Source organism: Streptomyces sp. NPDC051183, from assembly GCF_040682455.1.
GTDB lineage: Bacteria > Actinomycetota > Actinomycetes > Streptomycetales > Streptomycetaceae > Streptomyces.
Genome location: NZ_JBFBBA010000052.1, coordinates 12134 through 37961 on the forward strand (window position 1 = coordinate 12134; position 25828 = coordinate 37961).

Consider the following 25828-nt stretch of genomic DNA (forward strand, 5'->3'; position numbering starts at 1 on the left):
ACCGGGCCTCTACAACCGGAGCTGGACGCGGCTCGCGGTCGGCGCTGCCGAGACATTACGCCGGTGGGCCCGGCGTGAGTCTTGTGCTCGGGGTAGCCTGGAGGCGTGAGATCGGTGCTTCTATCGAACTCGTGCTGGAGGCCGCTATGGACGTCCTCGTGCTGATCGGACGCGTACTATTCGCGGCCCTGTTCCTCGGCAGCGCATTCGCCCACATGACCCAGTCCAGGGCCATGGCCGCTTACGCTTCATCGCGGGGCGTGCTGGCCCCCGTTCCGGCTGTGTTCGGCAGCGGTGTACTGCTGCTCGCGGGCGGGCTGAGCGTTCTGCTGGGGATCTGGCCGGACCTTGGGGCGCTGCTCCTGGTCGTATTCCTCGTGCCGACCGCCCTGCTGATGCACGGTTTCTGGAAGGAGACTGATGCCCAGGCGCGTCAGATGGAGATGGTCCAGTTCCAGAAGGACTTGGCGCTCGCGGGCGCCGCACTCATGCTGTTCGGCTTCATCGCCCGTACGGGCAGCGACCTCGGTCTGACCGTGACCGGACCGCTCTTCGACCTCCGCTAGAACGGGCTGACCGGCATTCGTCGCCGGGCGCCGCGCCCGTTGGCCCGCCCCGGGTCAGCGGTCCTTGCCGGGGCAAGCGGCGGTGAGAGTCTCGGCAGCGGCCAGCCGAGGGGCTCGCCGACCCGGAGTCATCCTTGTGCTCTGATCGGAGATCCGGGCCACCGTGTCGCTGCCCGTCCGGCGCAGTGCAAGCCATCCCCCGAGAGCGAGGAGCGAGCCGGCGGGTGTGGAGCCGGGACCGTCCAGCGCAGTCGGCCATGTCCTTGGCGCCGCAGGTTGATGGGCGTCCTGAGATCTGTCGGGGAGGACGGGGATCCGACCTCGGCACCAGGCATTCAGCACTGTTTCGACGGGGTCGAAAGCGGGCTCCGTCCTAATGCGCGAGGGGGCCGTCACCGTGCTTCGCTCAGTTTGAGCAGGTGTCCATCTGGGTCTCGGAAGAAGCAGCGCACCTCGAATCCGTGGTCCACGGGCGGGGTCAAGAACCGCGCGCCCCGGGCGCGCAGCGTGTCGTAGGCGGCTTGGCAGTCGCTCACCCAGAAGGTCATGGCATGGCTGACCGTGTAGGGGTGCTCGAGCTCGGTGAAGGGCATGGTGGGCTTGTCGTCGGTCGGTCCGCCGCCTGTGACCGGTAGTAGCCAGGTGCCGCACAAGCGGAGGACAGCGCTCGTGCCCCCGTACTCGCGGATGAGCTCGGCACCGGCGATGTCACGGTAGAAACCACGGGACCGGTTGACGTCCCTGACCACCCGGATGTGGGTCAGCTCGGCTCCGGCCGGGAAGTCCTGCATGTCGTGCTCGGCCTTTCAGGAAGTTGCGGACACCAGACCCGAGCGCTGGCCCGGGTCGAAGCAGCCGGACACGCCGGCAATCCGACGCCTCCTCACATCCGTTGTGCTCGGTTAGGCGCGCGGGGGACATACCGCACATGCTCCTGGACCGTTCAGCCTGTCATAGCGGCCCGCAACGGGAGGTGAACACCCGGGCGTGTGTCGAGGACGCAGGCCGTCCCGGCTGTCACAATCGTGCGTATGACGGCGAAACTGGACAACGCTGTGGGGCTGTATCTCCGCGGCATCCGAGACGGTGAGGCCCGTGAGGCCCTGGACCAGTACGTGGGCCACCGGTACACCCAGCACAGCACGGGCGTCGCGGACGGCAAGGAAGGATTCCTGGCCTTCTTCGAGCCGTTCCTCGAACGCAATCCGCACCGGGAGATCGAGGTGGTCCGGGCCATCGAGGACGGCTCCTACGTGTTCCTCCACGTCCGGCAGACCCTGGGCGCGACGACCCACTGGGTCACCGCTGACCTGTTCGACACCGACGACGACGACCGGATCGTCGAACACTGGGACACCATCGCGGCCGGGGGGCTGACCACCCCGTCTGGTCATACCCAGACCGACGGCGCCACCGAGGTCACCGATCTCGACCTCACGGAACAGAACAAGCAGCGGGTCGGCGAGTTCGTCACCGAGGTTCTCCAGGGCGGCCGGACCGATCGAATCGGCGAGTTCGTCTCTCCGTATCAGTATGTGCAGCACAATCCACTGGTCGGCGACGGCATCGAGGGGTTCGCGGCCTTCGCGGCCGGCCTCGCAGCCGAGGGTCAGTCACTGAGATACGCCAAGGTCCACCGCCTGATCGGGCAGGGAAACTTCGTCGTCACCCTGAGCGAGGTCGACTGGGCAGGCACGCCCACCGCCGTGTTCGACATCTTCCGGCTGGCCGACGGCCTCGTCGTCGAGCACTGGGACGTGGCGGAACCCGTTCCCTCCCCAGCCGAGGCGAACAACAGCGGCAAATTCTGACGTCCGCACACCGGCCGGGGCACGAACGGCAGGTCCATGAGCAGGCCCCAGGACGACGAGGCAGATGTCATAGCCGATGTTGTCGCGTCCGGCGGCGGAACCGTCGCGTTGCCAGGCGGCGCCGAAAACCTTCTCCCCGCGCCGTTCGAACAGCGTGTCATCCACCACCACGGCCAGCGGAGCACCGTCCAGAAGCATCGGCGGACACCTACTTCGGGACGTGGCACAGGCACCGCCGACGCTACCTCCGCCTCGGCTTCCCAGCCGTGCTGACGGCCGCACATCACCCGCACGCGTAGCTTGTCTGACGGTTGGCCAGAGCGGCGACAGCCGAGTGCTCGGGAACTGACGAAAACAGATGCTGCCTCCTTCGTGGCCGCCTCGACGAGGGAGATCCCGGCTGCACCGGTGGCGCCCAGGACGACGGAGTGCCGAGAGCACGAGCGGTCACACCGCACGGCAAGGAGCGGTACGGAGCCTGCAGAGGCCGAAGGCCGACCCCACCGGTCTGGCCCGCATGCAAAGGCTCCTGGACGACGCCGCGTCTTCAGCGATCTCCCCGAAGCCCGGCGGTCAGCCGGAGACGGTGGCGGACGCCGGGACGTGCGCGGGTGAGCCGGCCTTGATGAGCGTCGGCCGGAGGGCATGAAGTAGTGAATCTGTGCTTCAATGCTTTGTATGCCCTACCGCAGACCTCCCGCTGTCCAGGCCCGCCTCGACGCCCGACGCGATCAGGTGCTGGAAGCCGCCGTCCGCCTGCTCTCCCGCGAGGGGTACGCGGGCTGCTCGGTGGCCGCCATCGCGGCCGAGGCCGGGATCTCGGCAGGCAGCGTCTACCAGTCGTTTTCCGGCAAGGCGGAACTGGCGGCCGCCCTGTTCCGCGCCCTGGCCGCGCGTGAGGTGGCGGCGGTCACGGACGCCGCCGCTGGGCCCGGTACGGCGGGCGAACGTGTCGCCGCCGCGGTGGAGACGTTCGCCGCCCGCGCCCTTCAGTCCCCCCGGCGAGCTTTCGCCCTTCTCGCCGAACCCGTCGACCCGGCCGTGGACACCGAACGCCTGGTCTTCCGCCGAGCCTTTCGCGATGTCTTCGCCGTGCTCATCGCCGCGGGCGTGGCCAGCGGCGAACTGCCGGCCCAGACACCCGAGTCCACCGCCGCGGCACTCGTCGGCGCCGTCTCCGAATCGCTGGTCGGACCACTGGCCGACGGTGACGCCGCGAGCGGCGACGTCGTACCAGCCCTGATCACTTTCAGCTTGCGAGCCCTTGGAGGACACGTTGCCGCAGACGCATGAGGTCACCAACCAGGTGCCCCCGCACCACGGTCACGACGTGGCCGCCGACCCCTCTCTCACCGAGGCACTCGGACGCGAGGGCGCCGGCTGGGCCGCCTCCGAACTCCACGAGCTCGGTGTGCTGGCCGGCTCCGAACAGGCCGCCGAATGGGGCCGGCTGGCCAACGAGAACCCGCCCGTGCTGCGCACTCACGACCGCTGGGGCCACCGCGTCGACGAGGTCGAGTTCCACCCCTCCTGGCACGAGCTGATGAGCATCGCCGTCAGCCACGGTCTGCATGCCGCCCCCTGGCAGGAGCCCCGCCCCGGCGCCCATGTCGCCCGCGCCGCCAAGTTCTACGTCTGGGGCCAGGCGGAGGCAGGCCACTCCTGTCCGGTCTCGATGACGTACGCCGTCGTGCCGGCCCTGCGCACCACCCCGGAGCTGGCCGGCCGGCTGGAACCCCTGCTGGCCTCGCGTACCTACGACTTCGGTCTGCGCGAACCGAACGGCAAGCGGGGCCTGATCGCGGGCATGTCGATGACCGAGAAACAGGGCGGTTCGGACGTCCGAGCCAACACCACCACCGCGGTGCCGGCCGCGGACGGTACGTACCGGCTCACCGGCCACAAGTGGTTCACCTCCGCGCCCATGTCCGACGTGTTCCTCACCCTCGCCCAGGCTCCCGGGGGCCTGTCCTGCTTCCTGCTGCCCCGCGTGCTGCCCGACGGCACCCGCAACGCTCTGCGCCTGCAACGGCTGAAGGACAAGCTCGGCAACCGCTCCAACGCCTCCGCCGAGATCGAGTACGAGGAGGCGCACGGCCAACTGGTCGGCGAGGAGGGCCGCGGGGTGGCCACCATCATCGAGATGGTCAACATGACCCGCCTCGACTGCGTCCTGGGCAGCGCCTCCGGCATGCGCCTGGGCCTGGTCCGCGCTGTCCACCACGCCACCCACCGGCGCGCCTTCGGCAAGGCCCTCATCGACCAGCCCTTGATGCGCAACGTCCTGACCGACCTGGCCCTGGAGTCGGAGGCCGCCACCACCGTCGCCCTGCGGTTGGCCGGGGCCACCGACCGGGCCGCCGCGGGCGACACGGCAGAGGCCCTCTTCCGGCGCCTGGCCCTGGCCGTCACCAAGTACTGGGTGTGCAAGCGGGCCCCGATGCACGCCGCCGAGGCCCTCGAATGCCTGGGCGGCAACGGCTATATCGAGGAGTCCGGCATGCCCCGCCTCTACCGCGAGGCGCCGCTGTCCTCCATCTGGGAGGGTTCCGGCAACGTCGCCGCCCTTGACGCGCTGCGTGCCATGGCCCGCGCGCCGGAGGCCATCGAGGCCTTCTTCGCCGAAGTGGACGGCGCCGCGGGGGCCGACCGGCATCTGGATGCCGCCACCGCGGAGCTGCGCAAGCAGCTGGCCGACCCCGCCGAAGCCGAGTACCGGGCCCGCCGCCTCACCGAGACCATGGCCCTCGTACTGCAGGCCTCGCTGCTCCAGCGTCACGCGCCGAACGCGGTGGCCGACGCCTTCTGCGCCTCCCGGCTGGGCGGCGAGCACGGCGGGGCCTTCGGCACCCTGCCCCGCGGCGTCGACACCGAAGCCGTGCTCGGACGGGCCCGGACGGTCACGGCGTGAGCCGGCCGACGGATGTGCAGCAGGTGACCGCTTTCTGGCGGGAACTCGGCCTGCCCGGACTCGTCGACGTGCACACCCACTTCATGCCCGAACCGGTGATGACCAGGGTCTGGGAGTACTTCGACGCCGTCGGCCCCCTCACCGGACAGTCCTGGCCCATCACCTACCGGATGGGCGAGGAGCAGCGGCTCGATCGCATCCGCGCCTTCGGGGTACGGGCCTTCACCGCCATGGTCTACCCTCACAAGCCGGCCATGGCGGACCGGCTGAACTCCTGGGCCGCGGACTTCGCCGCCCGGACTGCCGACTGCCTCCACACGGCCACCTTCTACCCCGAACCCGAGGCACCGTCCTATGTCCCCCGAGCGATCGCGGCAGGCGCCCAGATCTTCAAGGCTCACCTGCAAGTCGGCGGCTACGACCCCAACGACCCGTTGCTGGACGACGTCTGGGGGACGCTCCGGGACAACGGCACCCCCATCGTCATCCACTGCGGGCACAGTCCGGTCGCGGGCGCGCACACCGGGCCCCGTCCGGTCACCCGGCTGCTGGAGCGCTTTCCCGGACTGCGCCTGGTGATCGCCCACATGGGCCACCCCGATTACCCGGCGTTCCTCGACCTCGCTGACCGGCACCCCGATGTCAGGCTCGATACCACGATGGCCTTCACCGACTTCGCCGAGCGGGACGCCCCCTTCCCGTACGAGGAGCGGCACCGGCTGCGCGACCTGGGAGATCGCATCCTGTTCGGCAGCGACTACCCCAACATTCCTTACGCCTACGATCACGCGCTGCACGCGCTGGCCAGACTGGATCTCGGCGACGACTGGCTGCGGGCAGTGTGCCATGACAACGCGGCCAAGATGTTCGTCCTACCCTGACCGCGGACTGCGGCAGCCGTCCACCCGAAGACCCAGAAGACCAGAAGACCCGCCGGAGAGGAGCGTTTCCCGTTCGAGCCGAAGTCAGGGGTGTGCGCGGCCGTAGGTCTTCTGCGCAGCCGAGGCCCGCATGGGCGGCGATGACGGGCTCGTCGCGGTGAGGCCGGTGGCGGTCTTCAGCAAGGTCCTGCTGGAGCACTTCAGCGCACGGCCGCCCGGAGGACATCGCGGAAGCCCTTGCGGGGGACGCGCTCCTACTGTCTGGACAGCGGATGCCCTGACCTCGCGGCCCTGACTCCGGGCCGTGGGCCGCTCAGATCGGGCTCCGCCTCGGAACGGAGTCGCAGATTGGCGTCGAGCGGACGGGCGCCGGGCAGCACCGCCGCAGTATCACCTCAGCGACCGCATCCGGCGAGGCGGAGAGGATCGTGGGCCTGTAGGATTTTGGCCATGCCGTCCGCCGCGGCGCCCAGCGCGGCGGACGGGCTGGGGGGCTGGCCAGACCCGGGGAGGGTACCGGAGGCGGCCCGATGCCGCGTGCCCGCGGGGTACGGCACATTCGGGCCGGCTGGAGCACGGGCCGGACGGCCGCGCACGTGCGCGAGGCAATCAAGGGATGGTGTAGTCGAGTTGATTTCGACGAGCTCGGACGCGTACAACAACGACACCAGGGCCTCCCGGCACTGCTCGGTCAGATTCTCATAACCGAGCTACCGAGAGGCCCTGCCTTCATGCGTGCACCCCGAGAAAGATCACCCCGGCGGGAAACCCGTTCGACCTGCCGGTTTCATGATCGGTTGAGGCGTGGCTGCTGACGCCGCCCTGGTACGGAGGTTCTGAGCAGCGCGGTATACGGCCGCGAGGAGGAGTTGACGACGGCCTCACTGCGGGGAACGCGTCCGAGGTATCAGACCGGAAGGAAGACCGTGCCCAAGGGCGCAACGCGGTGGGGGCTCAGTGGAACAGGACGGACGCGTCACCGGCGTCCGCGTTCACGGTGCCGGGGCATAGGGAGCCGCCGGAGATCCTGGGCGCGGTGAAGGGCCGGTTGACGTAGTTCCTGGTCGTCCCGTCGCGGTCCCAGGTGATGTTCGTCGCCTTGTAGCGGCAGGAGACGAATCCCTGGCGTCCGGTGATGTCGATGACGTCGGCGGTGGCGGTGCCGGCCGCGTCGTCGAAGGTGAAGACGGGGCTGTTGTTGAGGGTGGCGGAGAGGCCTCCGCTGCAGGACAGGTTGCCACCCGGCTTGTTGATCGTCGTCCGGTCGATGGTCACGGTGCCCGGGGGGTTCGCGCTGGTGGCCGCGTTGGTCCAGGTACAGGTGTCGTCCCCGACCACGATCTTGCCGTCGGCCTTCTGGTGGGAGGCCGTGCCTGCCGAGGCCGCGGTCGTGCCGCCGACCGCCGCCGTCAGGACGAGCGCGGTGATCGCAGCCCACTTCGGTAAGTTCTTCACTCTGAATCTTCTTTCTGTCGGGTTGGTGAGGAGGTCCGTGGGGGGCCGGTCAGCCGGTGACGAAGGACTTGACCTGGCCGTAGACGGTGGTGTCGGTGCGCAGTTCGCCGTGGCTGAGGCAGGCGGTCTTGGTGTTGGCGGCGCCGGTGAGGGCGACGCTGCTGTCGGGGTTGATGACGCTGTCGCAGGGCGACCACCAGGTGGCGTACCGGGAGACGCCGGGGGTCTCGTCGCCGGAGTTCAGGGCGTTGAGGAAGGCGGACCCCGGGCGCATCTCGGTGCAGGAGGCTCCGCCGCACCAGTAGGCGGTGTCGGTGCCGTGGTTGGGGCCGCCGAGGGAGATCCAGGCGTCGACCTTCGCGTCGCCGCCCAGGTTCTTGAGGTAGTGGCGGGAGGAGAGTCCGCCCATGGAGTGGGTGACGACGTCGACCTTTGCCGCGCCTGTGGCGGCGAGTACCCGGTCGATCTCCGTGGAGAGCTGGGAGGCGGTGGTGGCGTTGGACTGGCTGGTGTTGTACGTCCACTGGTCGAGGCGGTCGGCCGGCCAGCCGTCGGTCTTGAAGCGGCCGGCCATGGTGTCCCAGGTGGAGCCGTTGGAGTTCCAGCCGTGGACGAAGACGATCGGGTCGGGGCCGGCCACGGCGGGCTGGGCGCCGGCGGCGGGGGCTTGGAGGGACAGGGCTGCGAGGAGGCCTGCGGCCAGGACGCCGTAGGCGAGGGGGCGTGAGATGGGCATGGTTGCACTCCCGATGGCGTGAAGGGGGCGGCCCGGGCTGCCTGTGGCAGCCGGTGGGCAGGTGAGTGCGGGGCCGGGCGAGAGGTGATGGAGGTCCGGTGCCGCGGGCGGGGGAGGGATCCGCGGCACCGGAGGTCAGATGGTTACCGGCCGTTCAGGAAGCCGGGCAGTACTGGGCTTCCTTGCCGATGGAGCGGTACATGCAGTCCGAGTTCTCGATCAGCTGCAGGACGGCGTCCCGGTTACGGCTGGTCTCGCTCTCGATAACCTCGTCCGGCGGGTAGAAGCCTCCGCTGAATGCACTCTTCGGGTACATCTCGAAGGTGTAACCGAAGATCTTCTGCGAGCCCCAGAGGTAGTCGTCGATCGACCCGTCGGTGATGTAGAGGTCGCTGGACTGCTCCGGCTTGTAGCCGTTGCTGGCGGCCATCTTCTGGCCGACGGTGGCGAAGGCGTCGCGGTCGTCCTGGGTCATGCCCGCAGCCGTGTCCGCGGTGGTGTAGCCGAACGGCCACAGCACGAGTTCGCTGTAGGTGTGGAAGTCGATGCCGGTCCTGATCTGCTGCTTGCCGCCGACGACGCGGCTGCGGACGAAGTCCGCGACGACCTTGACCTCGGGAGCGGATTCGGGGTTCTTGCCACGGTAGGTGTCGGAACTGGTGCTGCCGGAGGAGCCGCCGCAGCAGCCCCACTTGTAGTCCCAGTTGCGGTTCATGTCCGTACCGACGTACGAGGAACCGGTGTTGGGCTGCCGGTTCTTGCGCCAGTTCTTGTAGTTGCCCGTGGAGATGTCGTATTCGCCACCGTCCGGGTTGAGGTCCGGGATGATCCAGATCTCGCGGCTGTTGACGGCATTCGCGATGCGGGAGTCGGTCGCGTAGTCCTCGCCGAACTCGCGCAGCAGGTACAGGGCCATCTCCACGGTGAGATGCTCGCGGGCGTGCTGGTGGTGGGTGAAGAGCACCTCCGGCTCGTTCTCGTCCGTGCCCACGTTGTCGCTGACCTTGATGGCGACGATATCCCTGCCCTCATAGGACTTGCCGATCACCTGCTTGCGCATGATGTTCGGATAGGCCGCGATGCGCTGGTCGATCTCGGCCATCATCTCGGCGTAGTTGTGGTACTTCGAGTCGGCGGACGGGAAGTCCATCGCCCCCACCCCCTCGTCGTGCGCGTGTGCCTCGGGGACGGCCAGCTCCTGGAGCCGGTAACCGAGCGCGCGGAGTTTCGCTGCCTCGATCCGGTCGGCGCTGACGATCACCGAGCGGGCGTGGACCTCGTCGATCGAGACGCCGGTGGCGGCGAGTGCGGTGCGCTCGGCCACGGTGGCGGGCCCTTGGATCTCGTACTGGCGGATGTCCTCATCGAGGGTCGCGGTGGAAGGCCTCGGCGGTGGGGACGCGGTAGCGGACGCGGTCAGCGGGGCCGCGAGGGCCAGTGCCATCACGGCCGCGAGGGTGGCGGTGCGGCTGCGGCGGGTGCGAAGTCGCATGGAGACTCCTGGTCAGAAGCGGGGGTAATGGGGGGGATGCCTGGAGCGGTGGCGAGACGGGCGCGGACGGGAGAGCTGACGTGACGGCCGGCGACGGTGATCCGCCCGGCCCGGCCCCGGCGGGCGCCGAAGCGCCCACCGGAGCCGGTCGGTCGCCGGGCCAGCCCCCACGTTCCGTGCGACGACGGTCAGAAGAGCGTGTAGAGGAGCTTGTTCGGGGAGCCGGTCTTGGGGTCCTGGACCTTGCCGCTGGTCGCGTTGTTCACCAGGGCGTCACGGACCTGCGCGGGCGTGGCGCCCGGGTTGGCCGCCAGGTACAGGGCCGCGGCGCCCGCCGTGTGCGGCGAGGCCATGGACGTGCCGCTGATGGACTTGGTGGCGGAGTCGCTGTCCTTCCAGGCGGAGGTGATGCTCACACCCGGGGCGAACAAGTCCAGGCAGGTGCCGTAGTTGGAGAACGAGGCGCGCTTGTCGGAGCTGTCCGTGGCACCCACGGTGATGGCCTCGGGGACCCTGGCCGGAGAGGAGTTGCACGCGTTCTGGGGCTGGCCGAGGAAGTTGCCGTTGCCGGCGGCCAGGGCGTAGCTCACGCCGGAGGCGATCGACCTCTTCACGGCATCGTCGAGGGATGTGCTGGCACTGCCGCCCAGACTCATGTTGGCGACAGCCGGCTTGACGGCGTTGCTGGTGACCCAGTCGACGCCGGCGATCACGCCCGAGGTGGAGCCGGAGCCGTCGCAGTTGAGGACCCGGACAGCGACGATCCTCGCGCCCTTGGCGACCCCGTAGGTGGACCCGGCGGCGGTGCCGGCGACGTGGGTGCCGTGGCCGTTGCAGTCGTTGCCGTTCTGGCCGTCGCCGACGGTGTCGGTGCCGATGGAGGCCCGGCCGCCGAACTCGCCGTGCGAGGCACGCACCCCGGTGTCGATGACGTAGACGCTCACGTTGGAGGCGGTGGTGTTGTAGGTGTACGTGCCGCTCAGCGGCAGGTTCCTCTGGTCCACCCGGTCGATGCCCCACGTGGCGTTGGGCTGGGTGTCGGTGACGGCGACCACCGAGTCCTGCTCGACCAGGGCGACGCGCGGGTCCGCGGCCAGCCGACGGGCCTGGGATTCCGTCATCTTCACCGAGAAGCCGTTCAAGGCGCTGCGGTACACATGGGCCAGCCGGCCGTTGCCGCGCTGCGCGAGCTGCTGCGCGACCGAGCCGGTCGAAGCGGTGCCGTTCTTGAGGGTGACGATCCAGCTGTCGGTTATCCCTGTTCCGGACGCCGCGAGGCGGACGTCGGCGGACGGGGTGGCGCCGTGCGCCGGGAAGCCGGCGAACTGAACGCCGGCCACCAGAAGGACTGCGGGGGCGAGGGCACTCAGGCGGCGTGTGAGGGGTCGCATGGGTGGGGCACCAGACCTTTCGTAGACCGGATCGCGGTACGTACGGACCGCGCGCCCGCGACTCGCTCCTGGGTAGGGAGAAGTGCACGGTTCGCGCGCTGTGCGGTGGGTCAGGTGGTGCACGGGGCCGCATGGGGCGACGTCAGGCGCTGGAGTCCGCCCAGGCGCGACGCATCCGTCAACAGAAGTTCCGGAGCGTGTTACCCCGCTTCCGTGCAGTCTGCGGCCCGCTCGAACAGAGCGTCAAGTACCCTGTGGGACAAGGGATATGGAGAGTTAGCGTGGATCTTGGCGATCAGCTGTTTTCGATGATCTCCAGCCCTCTCGACTTTCGTCGTTCTGGCCAACTGTCAGATAGGTAGCTCACACGGGTGACCTGTGGCCGTTGGCCCGGCCGGGAGACGACGCGAAGGAAGCATCGGCGGTGCTTGTGTCGCCTGCTGTGAGGGACCCGCCGATGCTTCCGGATCCGACCGTACCCGCCTCGCTGCTCGCGGTGCTGGGCGCTTTGCGCTACTGCTTCACCTGTCCGACCTTCTCCACGTTCGCCGCGCTGGTCACCGGGCTGATCTCGAACACCGGCCGGGGAACGGTCACCGGGATGCTGCTGGGCGCGAACTTGACGCGGCACTGGTCTCACGACCGGGTCCACGCCTTCTTCGCCCGCGCGAGCTGGGACCCGCATACGCTCGGCGCGTCGCTGTCCCACCTGGTGTGCGCGCGCTGGTGCCTGACGGCGCCCGATTGACGGTGGCGGTGGACGACACACTGTTCAAACGGCGGGGGAAGAAGGTCTTCGGCGCCGCCTGGCAGCACGACGGCTCCGCCGCCGGCCGCGACGGGATCGGTTACGGCACCTGCTTCGTCGTCCTGGGCCTGGTCGTGGACCTGCCGTTCCTGCCCCGGCCGGTGTGCCTGCCGGTGGCCGCCCGGCTGCACCGACCCAAAGGCGAGCAGACCAAGGTCGAACTGGCCGCATCCATGATCCGGTTTGGGTGCAGATCCTTTGAGGGTGCCTGTCCATCCTGGCTGACCTGCACTTTCACGCTTCGGTCGCTACGCGACGGCCACTTCGCGCAGTCGGCACCGCGCTGGTCAGCGAAGCCCGAGACTGCGGCTCGGCTATTCCCGCGTGAAAGGCCATAACGCGGGTCCTCCCCGATCACGGGGCAACGACGAACGCGCTGGTTGCGGAACTCTGATTAACCCTCAGAAGATCTGCACCTATCACCGATCGCGGACTGCGGCCGACGTCGTCTACGGCGATCACAGGGATCTCGCGGATGAGTTCCGAGCGCGGGCCAAAGCACAGAACCTCACCAGGCCGGGGCAGGGAAGCCGCCTTGTGGTCCTGCGCGGGCGACGCTTTCCCTTCGCGCCGACCGCGCTGACGGACGATCTTCTCCGCAGACTGCCGCCCACGACCCGCGTGAACACCCCGACAGACCAGCACACCAGCCCTTTGACCCGCGACTTCAAGCTCGCGGAGGCTCTGTGAGTCTGAGGACACCTGGATGAGCTCAGCGAGGTCCGCTCGTGCGTAGATGCTCGCTGTCTCCTCTGGGACGCAGGAGGAGACAGCGAGGCTGGGCTATGGCACCCGTATGCAACCCCCGTTGATGGCCTGGTGGTACATCGCTTTGCGGGTGTTGGGTCCGTACTCGCCGTCTGCGGCGGTTCCCGCCTTGCGCTGTGTGCGGATCAGAGCGTCTCGGGTCTTCCCGCCGAAGTCGCCGTCCTCGACGAGGTTTTCGCCGTAGCACAGGTTCATCGAGTGTTGGAGTTTCTGGACGGCGGGGCTGTTGGTGCCGCGGACCATGTTGCAGTCCACGGTGTTGCTGGCCTTGTACATCGGTACCCAGGCTCCGGCGTACGAGGCGACCCAGTCACAGGTCGGCGTGGCGGCGTGGGCCGTGCTCAGGGGGACGATTCCCAGCAGGCCTCCGGTGATGAGCGCCGCGGCGAGAGTGGTGGCTCTCTTGCGCATGTGAAATCCCTTCGGATAGGGGTCAGGTGATGTACAGCAGTCGTTCGGATCAGACGGCTCAGCCACGAAGGACTTGACCTGGCCGTAGACGGTGGCGTCGGTGCGCAGGGCGGGGTGCGGTGTGGGGCACGGTGCAAGGCGCTTGATGGGGCTGGCGAGGTAACAGCCGACCGAGAAAGCCTGTTGCCCCCCGCTACCGTGACGCCCGAGGGTCGAGCCTCGCCCCTGGGAACGGCAGCGGCATGCAGGACCAAAGGTGCGCCATGACTGTCAACAGAAGTATCTGATGGTGTTACCTCGCCGGATGGAAGTGTGCCGTCCGCACGGGGGGTGCGTCAAGACAACGGCAGGCGAGGAGTAGCAATGCGCGGATTCCGGCCGACTGGTGCAGATCTGGGGGAGTTTGGGGTTATGGCTTTTCCAGTGCCATCAGCCCGCGGCGGTAGACGGCCACGGCTGCGTCGGTACGTCCCCACTGGATCAGCTGGTCACCGAGGAGCCTGCAGGTCGTCGCGATTTCGAGCGTGGCGCCGACCGTCTGGTAGCGGTCGATCGCCGACTCGAAGAGTGCCTCCGCACCGGATTCGTCACCGCTGTCCACCGCGATGTGCGCGCCGATGCGGTCCAGCTCCGCGGCCTGCTCCGGGTCGTGGCAGGAAAGGGAGAGTTCGCGGCACTCCTCCACCAAGGCGCCGGCTTCCTCGGTGCGCCCCATCCGGCGCAGGACTTCGGCGAGTTCCGAGGTGGCGTTGACCTGGCGGGGCAGCGCGCGCGTTTGCGAGAAGCCGGCTGCGGCATGGCGCAGACGCTCCTCGGCCTGCCGGAGGTTGCCCCGGCGCGCCGACAGGTACCCCTGGGCGAAGTGGCACATGCCGACCTCGGTGCGCAGCCCCAAGTGCTCGTACAGGGCCACCGCCCGGGTCAGGACCTGTTCCGCTTCCTGATAGCGCGCCTGGGCCACCAGTACGCGGTTGATGTGGTAGTAGCCCTGCGCGAGGATCTCGGCATCCTTCACCTGCGGGGCGATCGCCAGAGCGGCGTCGGCACAGGCGGCGGCTTGGTCGATGTCGCCGCGTTCCACCAGTGGCAGGACGGTCGCCGCGCGCAGGGCGAACTCCGCAGCAGTCTGTCCGGTCCGCTGGGCTGTGCGCAGCTGTTCCTCCGCCAGCGTGAGCGCGTCGGTGATCGTACCGCGGGCGAAGAAGGCTCCCATCCGCCCGATCACGGCGTGCAGCCGGACGTTCAGGGGTTGTGCGGCCAATAGTTCTTCGGCCCGGGTGAACAGCGTCAGGGCGCGGGCGGGGTCTCCCTGGTGCCGGGCCACCAGTCCCAGCCCGCAGTGGCCCGCGGCGTTCAGCTCCGGATCGTCGTGGAACTCGGCGGTGGTGGCCACCTCCTGGTACGCCTCGGTCGCCTGCGTCACTTCTCCCCGGGACAGCGCGAGGCGGGCTTCCGTGAGGGTGTTGCGCAGAGCCTTGCGCCGGCCGGGCTCGTACGGATAGCAGAGGTCCTCCATGGTGACGCCGAGGCGCTCGGCGAAGTGAGAGGTCGCGCGTGCGGACGGGGTGCGCTTGCCTCCCTCGATCGACGACACGTAGGCGCGGGTGAACAGATCCCCTGCCAGGTGAGCCTGGGTAGCGCACCGCTGGGTGCGCAGACGCAGGATCCGTGAACCGATCCCGGCAGCGTCAGTACCCACGGGAAACACATCTTCGGACATGCCCGTCACTGTAGGCCCTCCATTGATCCCGGTTTGCGGCGCCTGGCACCGAGCTGCTCCAACTCCCCTAGAAGCAGCTTGCGTTCATCCACTTGACGTTCTCCGAGGGCCGACCCCAGACTCGGCCCCAGCGAGGTAACGGCGATCGTAACGTCTGTTTACAGCATGGGCGCGATATGTGGTTACTGAGGTCCGGTACGCCCGTGGGGGGTGCAAGTCCGGACCGCGCGCCCCATCCGCAGCCCTCCCCGGGCGGAGGGTCGCCGTTGCCTCGCCCCTGTGCACGTCCAGATCAGCAGCCCGTGCCGCCACACACCTTCGCTCGCCGCCTCGCGTTCCTGGGTGCCCGGGCGAGAGCGGCGCGACGCGGGTCTGCCCGTACCCACGAGGAGCCACATGCGATCCGCCCTCGGCCGCAAGCGCGGCCGGATATCCATCGCCATCACCGCCAGCGCCGTGGCCACCGCCGCACTGCTCGGCGCACAGGCCACACCGGCTGCCGCCACACCCGGCCGGGCACCTGCCCAGGCCCAGGTCCCCGTCGTACCCGCCGCCGGAACCTACGACGGATTCATCGTCGGTTTCCGCAAGGGCACCGCTGCCGCCGGCTCCGATACCGAGGCCGCAAAGGCCATCGCGGCTGTCGCCAAGGCAGACAAGCGGCAGGCCGCGCTCCAGCGGCGGCTGGCCACCGGCGGAGTGCTGGTCAAGACTCCGGGCACACTCAGCCCGGAGCACGCCCAGCGTCTGATGGAACGGTTCGCGGCGCGCGGCGATGTCGCGTTCGTCGAGCCGAACACGGTCATGCAGGCCTTCTCCACCCCGAATGACACCCGCTTCAGCGAGCAGTGGGACTTCCACGAGGCCGCGGCCGGCATGAAGGTGGACACCGCCTGGGATGTCGCGACCAAGCGCGGCAGCGGGGTCACCGTCGCCGTGATCGACACCGGCTACGTCGCCCACTCCGACCTCGCCGCCAACGTGGTCGCCGGCTACGACTTCATCTCCGACGCCAACAACGCCCACGACGGCGACGGCCGCGACGCCGACGCCTCCGACCCTGGCGACTGGTCCGCCTCCGGCGACTGCCTCTTCGGCAGCGCCCGCAACTCCTCGTGGCACGGTACCCACGTCGCCGGCACCATCGCTGCCGTCACCGGCAACGGCAAGGGCGTCGCCGGAATCGCCTACAACGCCAAGATCCAGCCCGTCCGGGTCCTCGGCCGCTGCGGCGCCACCGCCGCGGACATCGCCGACGCCATCATCTGGGCCTCCGGCGGCACCGTCAGCGGGGTGCCCGCCAACGCCACCCCCGCCAAGGTCATCAACATGAGCCTCGGCGGCGAAGCGGCCTGCGACACCACCACCCAGAACGCCATCAGCAGCGCCGTCTCGCGCGGCACCTCCGTGGTTGTCGCGGCGGGCAACTCCAACAAGGACGTCTCCGGCTTCACCCCGGCCAGCTGCAACAACGTGATCTCGGTCGCCGCCTCGGACCGGGCCGGCAACCGCGCCTCCTACTCGAACTTCGGCGCCAAGATCGACGTCACCGCGCCGGGCGGGGACGGCAGCGCCGCCGACGACCCGGGCCGCATCCTGTCCACCCTCAACAGCGGCGCCCAGGGACCGCAGGCCGAGTCCTACGCCTTCTACCGCGGCACCAGCATGGCCTCCCCGCACGCCGCCGGACTCGCCGCCCTCATGCTCGGCGAGAAGAACATGACCCCGGCCGAGGTCGAATCCACCATGAAGGCCAACACCCGGCCCCTGCCCGGCACCTGCACGGGCGGCTGCGGCGCAGGACTCGCCGACGCGGACAAGACCGCCCGCGCGATCGCCGGTACTCCCGCAAGCGGAGTAACGGTCACCAACCCCGGCAACCAGACCAGCACCGTCGGCACTGCCGCAAGCCTTCAAATCCAGGCCACCACCACCGCGGGCGGCACCCTCTCCTACAGCGCCACCGGCCTCCCCGCCGGACTGACCGTCACCAGCTCCACCGGCCTGATCTCCGGCACCCCGACCACCGCCGGCACCAGCACCGCCACCATCACCGCCACGGACAGCACCGGCCCCACCGACAGCAAGTCCTTCACCTGGACCGTCAACAGCACTGGGGGCGGGGGCTACTTCGAGAACACCGCCAACCTCAACATCCCCGACCCCGGCAACGTCACCAGCTCCATCACCGTCACCGGCATGAGCGGCAACGCGCCCGCCGCCCTCAAAGTCTCCGTCGACATCAAGCACACCTATCGCGGCGATGTCATCATCGACCTCATCGCCCCCGGCGGCACCTCCTACCGGCTCAAGAACCTCGACGGCTGGGACAGCGCGGACAACATCCTCGCCACCTACACCGTCAACGCCTCCTCGGAGGCCGCCAACGGCACCTGGAAGCTGAAGCTCACCGACTGGTACGGCGGCGACTCCGGCTACCTGGACGCCTGGAACCTGCAGTTCTGACATCCATCCGCCAACAGCGGTAGCCGGCCTCTGCGACCGAACCAGTCGCAGAGGCCGGTTCTGCCCCATCTCCGGGCCCGGGCCTTCTGCGCCGTCCATCACTGAGGCCGGGTCGCATGAGCGGTGCAACTCACGGGACAGCTATCAGTCTATCCTCGGCGCTGCGAGTGCCGTATCGCGGGAGCAAGGACTTGCATGGGGGGTCGCGTGCGCTTCAGTGTGCTCGGTACCGTCCGCGTCGAAGACGAGGGCGCCGAACTGCCGTTACAGGGAGCGAAACAGCGGGCGCTCCTGGCCGTGCTGCTCGCCCGTCCTGGGGCCGCGACCCCGGCCGAAAAGCTGATCGAGGCATTGTGGGCATCCCCACCGCCCTCCTCGGTCAGCCAGATGGTCCGCTGGCACGTCCACAAGCTGCGCAGGACGCTGGGCGCCGAGGACCGGGTAGTGCGAGTGGACTGCGGGTACAGGCTGGTTACCGCCCCCGGCGAGGTCGACGCCGAACGGTTCCAGTCCCTTTACGCGAAAGCCCGCGTCTTCTTTGAGGCGGGCGACCCCAGGCGCTGCGCAGATGCGCTCGAGGCCGCGGAGAGGCTGTGGCGCGGTCCCGCCTATGGGGACCTCGACCTCAAGGTGCTGCGCGAGAAGGCAGCCAGCCTGGAGGCGCTGCGGCTGTCGGCCATGGAGTTACGCGCAGAGGCCGACCTCGCGCTCGCCCGGACCGAGTACGCGATCGCCCTGCTTCAACGGCTCGTCACCGGGCATCCGCTGCGGGAAGGCCCCCGCGCGCTGCTGATGCGGGCGCTCTATCTCGCGGGACGGCAGGCAGAGGCCCTGCAGGTCTACCAGGAGGGCCGTCGGCTGCTCGCGGACGAGCTGGGCATCGACCCCGGTCCGGAACTGCGCAGGACGGAGGTCCTGATCCTGTCCCAGGCGCCGGAACTCCGCTCCGGTGTACAGGTGTCTCCCACCGCCCTCCATTCCACCGCCGGCCCGCCCGGACGGCGGGTACCGCCTGCTGCGGCCGTGCCTTCATGCCCGTTCGCCGCGCCGCCCAGCGAGCTGCCCCGCGACCTCGCCAGTCTCATCGGGCGGGCTGCCGAGACCACGGCGCTGGTGAGTGCCCTGGCGGACGGGGGAATCGGCGCCATCTGCGGCCCGCCCGGCGTCGGCAAGACGGCACTCGCCGTACATGTCGCCCATCGCCTGGCCGACACCTACCCGGACGGGCAGTGCTACGTACGGCTGGACACCGGTACCCGGCCCGGCCAGCTGCTCGGCAGGCTGCTATGGGCACTGGGCGTACCCGCGGAACGGCTGGGTACGGAGGAGCGCGCGGCCGCCTTCCGTACCGCCACCGCAGAGCGGCGGATCCTGTTGGTCCTGGATGGTGCCGACCACGCGGCCAGTGTGGCCAGCCTAATTCCCGCCGGGCCCGCCGCGGTGCTGACCACCTCCTGGTCCCCTCCCACCGTGCTCACGGTGGACCACCGGATCCAGCTGGCTCCTCTGGGCCTCGACGATTCAGTGGCCCTGCTCGCACGCGCGGTACCGGATGGCAGGATCCTGGCCGACCCGGCGGTGGCGGCCAACCTGGCAGGGTTGTGCGGCGGACTGCCGCTGGCCCTCTCCGTACTGGCCGCCAGGATGCTGGCCCGACCACACTGGTCCGCCGCCGAGTTCGCAAGGCGGCTGAGCGATCCGCAGCGGCGGCTGCACGAGCTCGACGACGGCGAGAGATCGGTTCGGTCCGCGCTGCTCGCCGCCTGCCGGGCTGTGAGCAGGCGCCAGGGCCCGGGCAGCCTTGCCCGGCTGTGGCAGATGTTCTCGATGGTCGGGGCGAGCGGACTGGTCGATGTCCGTCAGGCCGCCGGGTCGGCTGGGCTGACGGACCGGGGGGCAGAGATTCTGTTGGAGGCGCTGGCCGACGTACATCTCATCGAGAGTGAGGAGCCGGGCCGCTACCGTGCGGAGGGGCTGTTCCGGCTGTTCGCCCGGGAGTGTTCAATGATCATCGGATCCGCCGATCATTGAACACTCCCGCCCCGGCGGACCGTCGCCAGGTGATCAGATGCTTCGGCCGGCGATCAGCAGGGGTCGATGTAGTAGACCGAGGTCCAGTTGACTCCGTAGGACTGGGCGGCGTACGCGCCGGCCGAGTAGCCGATGATGCCGTAGCCGGAGTTCTTGAACTTGGCGCGGGTGCCAGCAGTCTGGTTGTTGATCCAGGACCCGTTCGTCGTGGTCCAGGGGATGAACGTGTTGGTGTTGCACTTCTCGGCCTTGCGGGAGTCGCCGTTATAGCCCGACTCCGCGAAAGCGCAGAACCAGTAGTACGCGCAGTCGCCGCCCAGGGTCGCGGTCGGGTTGAGGCTGCGGGCCTTCTTCTCGCCGGGGAGGGTGAGGGTGAGGGTGCCGCCGCCGGCCGCGGGGCTGTACGTGATCTCGTTCGCGGCGGTCTGGGTGCCGCCCGTCTGGGCCAGGTAGCCGTTGACCCGGGTCTGCAGCGCCTTGGCCTGAGTGGCATTCAGGCCGGCTTGCTTGGCCTGCGCCGCGAACGGCACGTCGGTGGCGCCGGCGCCTGAGGCGCTCGCCGAGGACATCCCGACGGTGATCCCCAAGAGGGCGGTGGCGGCGGCGACGGAGGCCCGCAGCAGGGCGCGGTGCGAGGCGGGGCGAGGAGCGGTCACGTCGAAACTCCCAAGTCGGGTCGGGTTGCTGGTGTGTCGTGATGTCCGACGTGTGCCACTCTCACAGCGGCCCGTTGGACGGACGTTGTCCCTCCGTTGTGGTGGTGGCGGGCGGGGACAGCGTGGCGGGAAGTACCGCAGCGGGGTCGGCAGGCCACCCACCCGCCGCGCAAGAAGCCCGAGCTGGTCGCCGACGGGCCGAACCGCGTGTGGTCGTGCCGAGTAGCCGGGAGGAATCTCACCTCCCGGCCCTCACAGAGTGCGTAACAGTCTCCCGTTACAAGGCTCTTGTCGCCCTGATCATCAGACCATCCAGAGCGCCATCGTCACTCGCCAGTGCGCGAACATGCCGGGATATCGCTTCGAGATCTCCTGGAACTTCGCGATGGCCTTGCGCTTCGGCGCCAACCGTTCGTATTTCCGTCGGATCCAACGCACCAGATAGGCGTTGATGCGCCTCAAGACCGGGTTCAGTTCCCACGGCCGAAACCGGCCGTAGTAGTTGACCCAACCCGCCACCACAGGATTGACCCTGCGGGCGAGCTGCACGAAGGACAGGTCGGAGCGTGTGTGCAGTCGCCATGACCGCACCTCCCGCCCCATCCGTTTCAGGGCTTCGGGCGCTGACGCCGAGCCCTCGGCCGCGATCGAACCGGCGGCCGCGCCCGCCCAGCCCGCGCTCCCCGTACCGCCCGCGCCGACAGAGAGCCAGGAGCCGCCGATCGCCCTCCCCGCCGACCTGTTCGCCGCCCACCGCCTCCTCGAGCAGGCCCTCGCCGACGGCGCAGCCCTGACCCTGCTGCCCTCACGCCACCCCGGCCGGACCGCATGGATGCTGTTCCAGTCCGACGGCACGCCCCTGCCTGACCCCGGCCGCGTGCCTGCGCCGCTTCAGCCGGTCACCCGCGATCTCGTCCTCGCCGGCGCCAGCGGCATCATGCCGACGGCGGCCGGGCTCTGGACGATGTGGAAGAACTTCCCGAAGGGGATGTAGATGAGGGTGAACACCACCGACACCATGTGCAGGACGGCCAGGAACTCGTATCCGCCGCCGTGCAGGAAGATCGACGAGAACGTCAGCAGCAGCCCGGTCACCGAGATGACGATCAGGCAGATCAGCGGCAGCAGGTCGTAGGCGAAGCGCTGGCCGGTCATGGCCCCGCGGTCCTTCATCCGCCGCCACAGGAAGTACGAGGCGCCGGGGATGACGAGGACGGCCGCGATGTCCAGGCCGTGGAACATCAGCCAGCCGAGGACGTTGAGCGCGTCGAAGCCGAGGATCTTCACTCCCCAGATGCGCATCTCGTAGCCGGGGCCCGAGCCGGTGGACGAGGTGAAGGTGAACCAGCCCCAGGTCAGCGGGAAGGTGATGGCCGCGGCCAGGATGCAGCCCAGAAGATGAGCTGGTGGGCGATCCAGCGGGAGCGCGAGCGGGCGCCGAGGAACTTCTGGAAGCCGAGGTAGGTGGCGATCATCTTCGGCAGGGCGGTGGGCGCCTTGCGGAAGTTGGCGGCCGAGAAGAAGCTCCCGAAGCCCTTCTTGAACAGGCGTCGCGCGCCGGGCGCGGACACCCACACCGTGTAGCGGTAGGCGACGCCGAAGGCCAGGAAGACGGTGGCGACGGCGTACGGCAGCAGCGCCGAGTCGAAGTCGCGCAGCAGCCGGCTGCCCAGCACGATGGCCGCGATGAGCAGCAGGGAGACGACGGTGCCGGCCAGGGTGGCCCGTGCGGTGACGGATCTCCTGACCGGCGGGGGAATCTCCGGCGGCTGGGGCGCCTCGGGGGGTGGCGGGGGTGCGGCGAGGACTTCAGTGGGCTCGGACACAGCACCACACTAGGTGGTATGTACCGGTTTGGCCCGTTATGCAGCGCCGGGCCCTGGGAGGCGATCAGAAGATGCAGGGCCTGCATCCGGGAAACCAGAGAGTCCGTCCCACCGGACGGATGATCCTCTACCACCTCTCCGGCCTGCGGCTGCGGGTCGGCCACGCCACCGACCCGCCCACCATCGTCATCAGCCGAGGCGTCCAGCTCCATCTCCTCGACCTCCTCGGCCTGGAACCCACACATCCCCGCCGGCCAGAGACCTGAACGAGCTACCCGCGAAGAACGGAGCTAGCCGATGATACCGTCGGCTAGCAGTTGCTGTGAGGGAGTCGGAGCCACGGCAAGATCGCCTATCAGGCGGGACTGAGGTTCCCGGACGCCGGGAATCCGCCCGCCGACACAGGCGGCCCTGGAATGATGAATCACCACATCGCACCAGATGGCCAAAGGGGACGCATGGGCCTGCACATTTCGCGGACTCGACTTTCGACGTTCTGGCAGGTTAGGGCGATCACGCTGCGCTGGCCGCGGCCCATGCCTGCTCTCGGCTTTCGACGTTTTCGTTGATCGTCGCCTGGGTCGCTCGGCTGGGTGATGTGGCGTCATCGGGCCTCGCGGGCTGGGAGAAGCAAAGAAGCATCGGCGGTGCTTACGTCTCCTCCGGGGAGGGACCCGCCGATGCTTCCGGATCCGACCGTACCCACTTCGCTGCTCGCCGTGCTGGAGTTGGTACGGGGCAACTTCACTACGCCGACGTTCCACACCTTCGTCGCTCTGGTCACCGGCTTGATCGCGCAGACTGGCCGGTGCACGGTCACCGGGATGCTCACGGCGCGGGGTTGACGCGGGTCTGGTCCCACGACCGCGCCCACGCGTTCTTCTCCCGCGCGGCCTGGAACCCGGACATCCTGGGCATCTCGCTGTCCCACCTGATCGTGCGCCGACTGCTGCCCGAGGGCGGTGCTGACGGTCGCGGTGGACGACACGCTGTTCAAGCGGCGCGGGAAGAAGGTGTTCGGGGCGGCCTGGCAGCACGACGGCGCGGCCAAGGGCCCCAAACCGGTCGGGCGCGGGACCTGCTTCGTCGTGATCGGACCGGTCGTCGAACTTCCCTTCCTGGCACGGCCGGTGTGCCTGCCGGTGATGGCCCGCCTGTGGCGTCCGGGGCAGGAGCGGTCCAAGGTCGACCTCGCCGCGTCCATGATCCGTTTCCTGGCCGCCTGCCACTTCGGCCGGCGCATCCACGTCGTCGCGGATGCCGCCTACCACGGCAAGGCGCTGCGCGACTTGCCCGCCACCTGCACCTTCACCACCCGGCTGCCCGCGTCGGCGGTGCTGTTCGACCTCGCCCCGCCGCGCACCGGCCGCCGCGGCCGACCCGCGCTCAAGGGCGAGCGCCTGGGCACCGCGGCCCAGTTGGCCGCCACCGCCGTCTTCCGGGCCGTCCAGGTCACGCGCTACCAGCGCACCGAGGCGCGCTGCTGTCCTATAACCTCTCCGCCTGGCTGCAGATGCTCGCCCCCATCGGCGCTCGCCGCCGCATCGCCACCGTGCGCCGCCTGCTGATCGCCCGCGCGGCCCGCCTGGTGGTCACCGCCCGCCGCCACCGACTCCGCTTCGCGCCCGCCGCACGCGAGTTGATCGCCACCACCCTGGCCCGGATCCGCGCAGCCAGACCCCTGCTGACCGACTGACAGACCGCCCGCCCCGGGCCCGACCACCCCCCACCGCCCTGGATGGCCGTCCACCCGGCACGACAGCCGGGCCACCATCCTGCCCGCACGCTGTGGATCAACACCGACGGCGAGCCAGAGCTGAATCTGACCGACCGTCGGCCGCTACCTGCGGATTCGGGGTCTGACGGGGATGTCTCCTCGTGCCGGACCGTGAAGTCAGGGGAGAGGCGCGGGGCGCCGTCGGCGCACGCGGTCGGCCGCGGTGCCGTGTGCGTCAGTCTTCGTCGGAGATGAGGTGGAACTCCTTGAGCAGTGCGCCGATCTCGGTGGTGTCCAGTTTCTCCAGCAGGAGGCGGCGCAAGATCGCCGGGCCGGGAAGGTCCAGCCCCTCCCCGTCGCGCAGGCAGATCGTGGCGTTCAGCAGCTTGCGCAGGTCGTAGGTGGAGCCGAACACCTCCGGGACGCCCCGTTCGACGCCCAGCAGCTGGTAGGCGGCCTCCATGCCGGTGCGCACCGAGTACTCGGTGGTGAAGATGCAGTCGCGGGTGGTCTCGGCGAACTGGCCGATGAAGGCGAAGTTGACCGAGCCCGCGGGGACCACGTCGGGCCGGTCACCGGCTTGGCGGGGCATGAAGAACGAGGTGACGTAGGGCATCATGACCGGCACGCACCTGGCGGCGCGGGCTGCCAGTTCCGGGATCTCGGCCGCGGGCACGCCCAGGTGGTACAGCCATTCCTGGACGATTTCCTCGCCGGTGCATTCCTGCATCGGCTTGGCGATGTAGTCGCCGGGTACGTCGACAAAGAGGGAGTAGAGCCAGACGACGATCTGATCCTTGGGCTGCTGCTTGAAGTGCGGCTGCCGGTTGACCGTCCAGCTCAGCAGCCAACGGGAATCTCTGGCCGTGACGATACCGCCGGTGACGACTTTGCCGCTGAACGGATCGCGTTTACAGATCCGCTGGATGTATGCCGGGATGCGCGGGTCCAAAGTGGTGACGGTGGCCGATTCCCACTTGGTCTGCGGAATGTGCGCGCCGAACATGTCGGGGCGCCCGAACGACGGGTCCTTGGCCGCGATCCTGCGCCACAGCTCCCACGCGGGCGCCGGCCCTTCGTTGAGCCTGGCCGGGGTGTGGTGGTCTCCGTTGTCGGAGTTCTCGGTCAGCGAGCCGATGGTGGCCAGTACCAGGTCGTCCGGGCCGAGATCGACGCCGCCCGTGGCGCCGTCACTCACCCAGTGGATGCGGGTGGCCTGCTTACGGTCGGCGGTGATGGCGAAGTCGATGTCGGTGACCTCGGTGTCGAAGCGGAAGGTGACGCCCTGGTCGAGCAGCCACGCGCGCAGCGGCAGCACGAGTGATTCGTACTGGTTGTACTTGGTGAACTTGAGTGTGGACAGATCGGGCAGCCCCCCGATGTGGTGGATGAAACGATGCAGGTACAGCTTCATCTCCAGAGCGCTGTGCCACTCCTCGAACGCGAACATGGTCCGCCAGTACAGCCAGAAGTTGCTCTTGAGGAAGTCCTCGCCGAACGCCTCGTCGATGCGCTTGTTCTCCATTTCCTCGCGGGTCGCGAGGAAGACTTTGATCATGTCCTTCTGGGCCCGCTTGCTCAGGGCGAACAGGCCCGCGGTGTGGGCGTCCTGTCCCTGGCGCTCGGTGACGCGTTGCAGCGAGAAGTTGGGGTCGTCCTTGTTGAGCCAATAGAACTCGTCCAGAACGCTGGCGCCCTCGATCTCGATGGAAGGGATCGACCGGAACAGGTCCCACAGGCACTCGAAGTGGTCCTCCATCTCCCGGCCGCCGCGGATGACAAAGCCCTTCTCCGGCTCCTTGATGCCGTCGAGAGCGCCGCCGGGCAGTTTCAGGCGCTCCAGGACGGTGATGTTCGCGCCGGGCATCTGGCCATCCCGGACAAGGAACGCGGCCGACGCCAGCGATGCCAGCCCGGAGCCGACGAGCCATGCGGTCTTGCCGTCCACCCCGGCGGGCTTGCGCGGCCGGGCGAACGCCTCGTAGTTTCCGCTGCTGTAGTACATGTCAGCGCGAGCCTTTCGTCCTGTTTGCCCTTGACCGTATCGCGCCGCGTGCTGCCGTGGCAGCACCGACTCGACTGACGGGCGGTCATACCCAGTGCGGGGCCGGTGCGAAGCCCCGGGCGCGCGGGCCTTGGGCGGCATCGAGTTCTCCGCCCGAAGGCCGCGCCCCAGATGGCC

The 25828-nt window shown here is 69.1% G+C and carries 24 protein-coding genes and 1 pseudogene; 14 read left to right on the forward strand and 11 right to left on the reverse strand.

All coding sequences use genetic code 11. From position 1 onward, the window contains the following. Positions 1-146: 146 nt before the first annotated feature. Positions 147-566, forward strand: a complete 420-nt coding sequence (locus tag AB0M99_RS32640; RefSeq protein ID WP_365926973.1) for a DoxX family protein — start codon at positions 147-149, stop codon at positions 564-566. Between the two features lie 392 nt (positions 567-958). Here the strand turns inward: AB0M99_RS32640 and AB0M99_RS32645 are convergent, their stop codons facing one another. After that, positions 959-1357: a VOC family protein gene (locus tag AB0M99_RS32645; RefSeq protein WP_365926919.1), complete on the reverse strand. Its 399-nt coding sequence runs from the start codon at positions 1355-1357 to the stop codon at positions 959-961. A gap of 240 nt (positions 1358-1597) precedes the next feature. Here AB0M99_RS32645 and AB0M99_RS32650 point away from each other — a divergent pair, with 240 nt between their 5' ends. From AB0M99_RS32650 to AB0M99_RS32665, 4 genes are all read left to right on the forward strand, one after another. Further along, positions 1598-2377, forward strand: coding sequence for a nuclear transport factor 2 family protein (locus AB0M99_RS32650; protein ID WP_365926921.1), 780 nt, complete (start codon positions 1598-1600; stop codon positions 2375-2377). A gap of 678 nt (positions 2378-3055) precedes the next feature. After that, on the forward strand, positions 3056-3670 hold the full coding sequence (locus AB0M99_RS32655) for a TetR/AcrR family transcriptional regulator (protein ID WP_365926923.1): 615 nt from the start codon (positions 3056-3058) through the stop codon (positions 3668-3670). Next, positions 3654-5288, forward strand: coding sequence for an isovaleryl-CoA dehydrogenase (locus AB0M99_RS32660; protein ID WP_365926925.1), 1635 nt, complete (start codon positions 3654-3656; stop codon positions 5286-5288). Before AB0M99_RS32655 ends, AB0M99_RS32660 begins: the two co-directional genes overlap by 17 nt. Continuing rightward, a complete protein-coding gene (locus tag AB0M99_RS32665) occupies positions 5285-6169 on the forward strand; it encodes an amidohydrolase family protein (RefSeq protein ID WP_365926927.1) in 885 nt (294 codons plus the stop codon). The genes AB0M99_RS32660 and AB0M99_RS32665 overlap by 4 nt, the downstream gene beginning before the upstream one ends. A gap of 954 nt (positions 6170-7123) precedes the next feature. Here AB0M99_RS32665 and AB0M99_RS32670 read toward each other — a convergent pair. The 4 genes from AB0M99_RS32670 to AB0M99_RS32685 all read right to left on the reverse strand — a co-directional run bounded on the left by AB0M99_RS32670 (position 7124) and on the right by AB0M99_RS32685 (position 11243). Further along, on the reverse strand, positions 7124-7624 hold the full coding sequence (locus tag AB0M99_RS32670) for a hypothetical protein (protein WP_365926929.1): 501 nt from the start codon (positions 7622-7624) through the stop codon (positions 7124-7126). Between the two features lie 49 nt (positions 7625-7673). Beyond that, positions 7674-8360, reverse strand: coding sequence for a triacylglycerol lipase (locus AB0M99_RS32675; protein ID WP_365926931.1), 687 nt, complete (start codon positions 8358-8360; stop codon positions 7674-7676). Between the two features lie 154 nt (positions 8361-8514). Then, positions 8515-9852, reverse strand: a complete 1338-nt coding sequence (locus AB0M99_RS32680) for a M14 family metallopeptidase (protein WP_365926933.1) — start codon at positions 9850-9852, stop codon at positions 8515-8517. A 188-nt stretch (positions 9853-10040) separates the two neighbouring features. Next, positions 10041-11243, reverse strand: coding sequence for a S8 family peptidase (locus tag AB0M99_RS32685; protein WP_365926935.1), 1203 nt, complete (start codon positions 11241-11243; stop codon positions 10041-10043). Between the two features lie 457 nt (positions 11244-11700). Between AB0M99_RS32685 and AB0M99_RS32690 the strand changes: the two genes are divergently transcribed. Both AB0M99_RS32690 and AB0M99_RS32695 read left to right on the forward strand, forming a co-directional pair. Beyond that, positions 11701-11991 carry a transposase gene (locus tag AB0M99_RS32690; protein WP_365926937.1) on the forward strand — a complete coding sequence of 97 codons (291 nt, stop codon included), beginning with the start codon at positions 11701-11703 and terminating at the stop codon, positions 11989-11991. An 8-nt stretch (positions 11992-11999) separates the two neighbouring features. Further along, positions 12000-12389, forward strand: a complete 390-nt coding sequence (locus tag AB0M99_RS32695; protein WP_365926939.1) for a hypothetical protein — start codon at positions 12000-12002, stop codon at positions 12387-12389. 445 nt (positions 12390-12834) lie between these two features. Here AB0M99_RS32695 and AB0M99_RS32700 read toward each other — a convergent pair whose 3' ends face one another. After that, positions 12835-13230 carry a peptidoglycan-binding domain-containing protein gene (locus tag AB0M99_RS32700; RefSeq protein ID WP_365926941.1) on the reverse strand — a complete coding sequence of 132 codons (396 nt, stop codon included), beginning with the start codon at positions 13228-13230 and terminating at the stop codon, positions 12835-12837. Positions 13231-13639: 409 nt separating this feature from the next. Further along, a complete protein-coding gene (locus tag AB0M99_RS32705) occupies positions 13640-14929 on the reverse strand; it encodes a tetratricopeptide repeat protein (protein ID WP_365926943.1) in 1290 nt (429 codons plus the stop codon). Between the two features lie 417 nt (positions 14930-15346). On the opposite strand from AB0M99_RS32705, the gene AB0M99_RS32710 reads away from it, so the two are divergent. Both AB0M99_RS32710 and AB0M99_RS32715 read left to right on the forward strand, forming a co-directional pair. Next, on the forward strand, positions 15347-17416 hold the full coding sequence (locus tag AB0M99_RS32710) for a S8 family serine peptidase (protein WP_365926945.1): 2070 nt from the start codon (positions 15347-15349) through the stop codon (positions 17414-17416). 207 nt (positions 17417-17623) lie between these two features. Beyond that, positions 17624-19447 (forward strand): transcriptional regulator, encoded by a 1824-nt coding sequence (locus AB0M99_RS32715; protein WP_365926947.1) that lies wholly within the window; start codon positions 17624-17626, stop codon positions 19445-19447. A 53-nt stretch (positions 19448-19500) separates the two neighbouring features. Here AB0M99_RS32715 and AB0M99_RS32720 read toward each other — a convergent pair whose 3' ends face one another. Beyond that, positions 19501-20103 carry a hypothetical protein gene (locus AB0M99_RS32720; RefSeq protein WP_365926949.1) on the reverse strand — a complete coding sequence of 201 codons (603 nt, stop codon included), beginning with the start codon at positions 20101-20103 and terminating at the stop codon, positions 19501-19503. 303 nt (positions 20104-20406) lie between these two features. Continuing rightward, entirely contained in the window at positions 20407-20706 is a 300-nt protein-coding gene (locus AB0M99_RS32725) for a group II intron maturase-specific domain-containing protein (protein WP_365926975.1), read from the reverse strand. On the opposite strand from AB0M99_RS32725, the gene AB0M99_RS32730 reads away from it, so the two are divergent. Next, positions 20672-21097, forward strand: coding sequence for a hypothetical protein (locus AB0M99_RS32730; protein ID WP_365926977.1), 426 nt, complete (start codon positions 20672-20674; stop codon positions 21095-21097). The two genes, AB0M99_RS32725 and AB0M99_RS32730, sit on opposite strands and share 35 nt — an antisense overlap. Here AB0M99_RS32730 and AB0M99_RS32735 read toward each other — a convergent pair. Beyond that, positions 21040-21929: pseudogene (locus AB0M99_RS32735) on the reverse strand (MFS transporter); the annotation flags it as partial. The gene AB0M99_RS32730 and the pseudogene AB0M99_RS32735 overlap by 58 nt on opposite strands. Positions 21930-22048: 119 nt before the next feature. Between AB0M99_RS32735 and AB0M99_RS32740 the strand changes: the two are divergent. From AB0M99_RS32740 to AB0M99_RS32755, 4 genes are all read left to right on the forward strand, one after another. Next, on the forward strand, positions 22049-22195 hold the full coding sequence (locus AB0M99_RS32740) for a hypothetical protein (RefSeq protein ID WP_365926951.1): 147 nt from the start codon (positions 22049-22051) through the stop codon (positions 22193-22195). A gap of 414 nt (positions 22196-22609) precedes the next feature. Then, a complete protein-coding gene (locus AB0M99_RS32745) occupies positions 22610-22774 on the forward strand; it encodes a hypothetical protein (protein WP_365926953.1) in 165 nt (54 codons plus the stop codon). A 117-nt stretch (positions 22775-22891) separates the two neighbouring features. Continuing rightward, positions 22892-23497, forward strand: coding sequence for a transposase (locus AB0M99_RS32750; protein WP_365926955.1), 606 nt, complete (start codon positions 22892-22894; stop codon positions 23495-23497). After that, complete coding sequence (locus AB0M99_RS32755) at positions 23482-23625, forward strand: hypothetical protein (protein WP_365926957.1); 144 nt, start codon at positions 23482-23484, stop codon at positions 23623-23625. The genes AB0M99_RS32750 and AB0M99_RS32755 overlap by 16 nt, the downstream gene beginning before the upstream one ends. 256 nt (positions 23626-23881) lie before the next feature. On the opposite strand, the gene AB0M99_RS32760 is transcribed toward AB0M99_RS32755, so the two are convergent. Continuing rightward, positions 23882-25792: an oleate hydratase gene (locus tag AB0M99_RS32760; RefSeq protein ID WP_365926959.1), complete on the reverse strand. Its 1911-nt coding sequence runs from the start codon at positions 25790-25792 to the stop codon at positions 23882-23884. Positions 25793-25828 lie beyond the last annotated feature (36 nt).

What these genes read in the sequence shown, in the direction of transcription:
- AB0M99_RS32640 (WP_365926973.1), top strand. Translation starts at nt 147, where the DNA reads ATGGACGTCCTCGTGCTGATCGGACGCGTACTATTCGCGGCCCTGTTC.
- AB0M99_RS32645 (WP_365926919.1), bottom strand. Translation starts at nt 1,357, where the DNA reads ATGCAGGACTTCCCGGCCGGAGCCGAGCTGACCCACATCCGGGTGGTC.
- AB0M99_RS32650 (WP_365926921.1), top strand. Translation starts at nt 1,598, where the DNA reads ATGACGGCGAAACTGGACAACGCTGTGGGGCTGTATCTCCGCGGCATC.
- AB0M99_RS32655 (WP_365926923.1), top strand. Translation starts at nt 3,056, where the DNA reads ATGCCCTACCGCAGACCTCCCGCTGTCCAGGCCCGCCTCGACGCCCGA.
- AB0M99_RS32675 (WP_365926931.1), bottom strand. Translation starts at nt 8,360, where the DNA reads ATGCCCATCTCACGCCCCCTCGCCTACGGCGTCCTGGCCGCAGGCCTC.
- AB0M99_RS32680 (WP_365926933.1), bottom strand. Translation starts at nt 9,852, where the DNA reads ATGCGACTTCGCACCCGCCGCAGCCGCACCGCCACCCTCGCGGCCGTG.
- AB0M99_RS32685 (WP_365926935.1), bottom strand. Translation starts at nt 11,243, where the DNA reads ATGCGACCCCTCACACGCCGCCTGAGTGCCCTCGCCCCCGCAGTCCTT.
- AB0M99_RS32690 (WP_365926937.1), top strand. Translation starts at nt 11,701, where the DNA reads ATGCTTCCGGATCCGACCGTACCCGCCTCGCTGCTCGCGGTGCTGGGC.
- AB0M99_RS32700 (WP_365926941.1), bottom strand. Translation starts at nt 13,230, where the DNA reads ATGCGCAAGAGAGCCACCACTCTCGCCGCGGCGCTCATCACCGGAGGC.
- AB0M99_RS32710 (WP_365926945.1), top strand. Translation starts at nt 15,347, where the DNA reads ATGCGATCCGCCCTCGGCCGCAAGCGCGGCCGGATATCCATCGCCATC.
- AB0M99_RS32725 (WP_365926975.1), bottom strand. Translation starts at nt 20,706, where the DNA reads ATGGGGCGGGAGGTGCGGTCATGGCGACTGCACACACGCTCCGACCTG.
- AB0M99_RS32740 (WP_365926951.1), top strand. Translation starts at nt 22,049, where the DNA reads ATGATCCTCTACCACCTCTCCGGCCTGCGGCTGCGGGTCGGCCACGCC.
- AB0M99_RS32745 (WP_365926953.1), top strand. Translation starts at nt 22,610, where the DNA reads ATGCTTCCGGATCCGACCGTACCCACTTCGCTGCTCGCCGTGCTGGAG.
- AB0M99_RS32760 (WP_365926959.1), bottom strand. Translation starts at nt 25,792, where the DNA reads ATGCCGCCCAAGGCCCGCGCGCCCGGGGCTTCGCACCGGCCCCGCACT.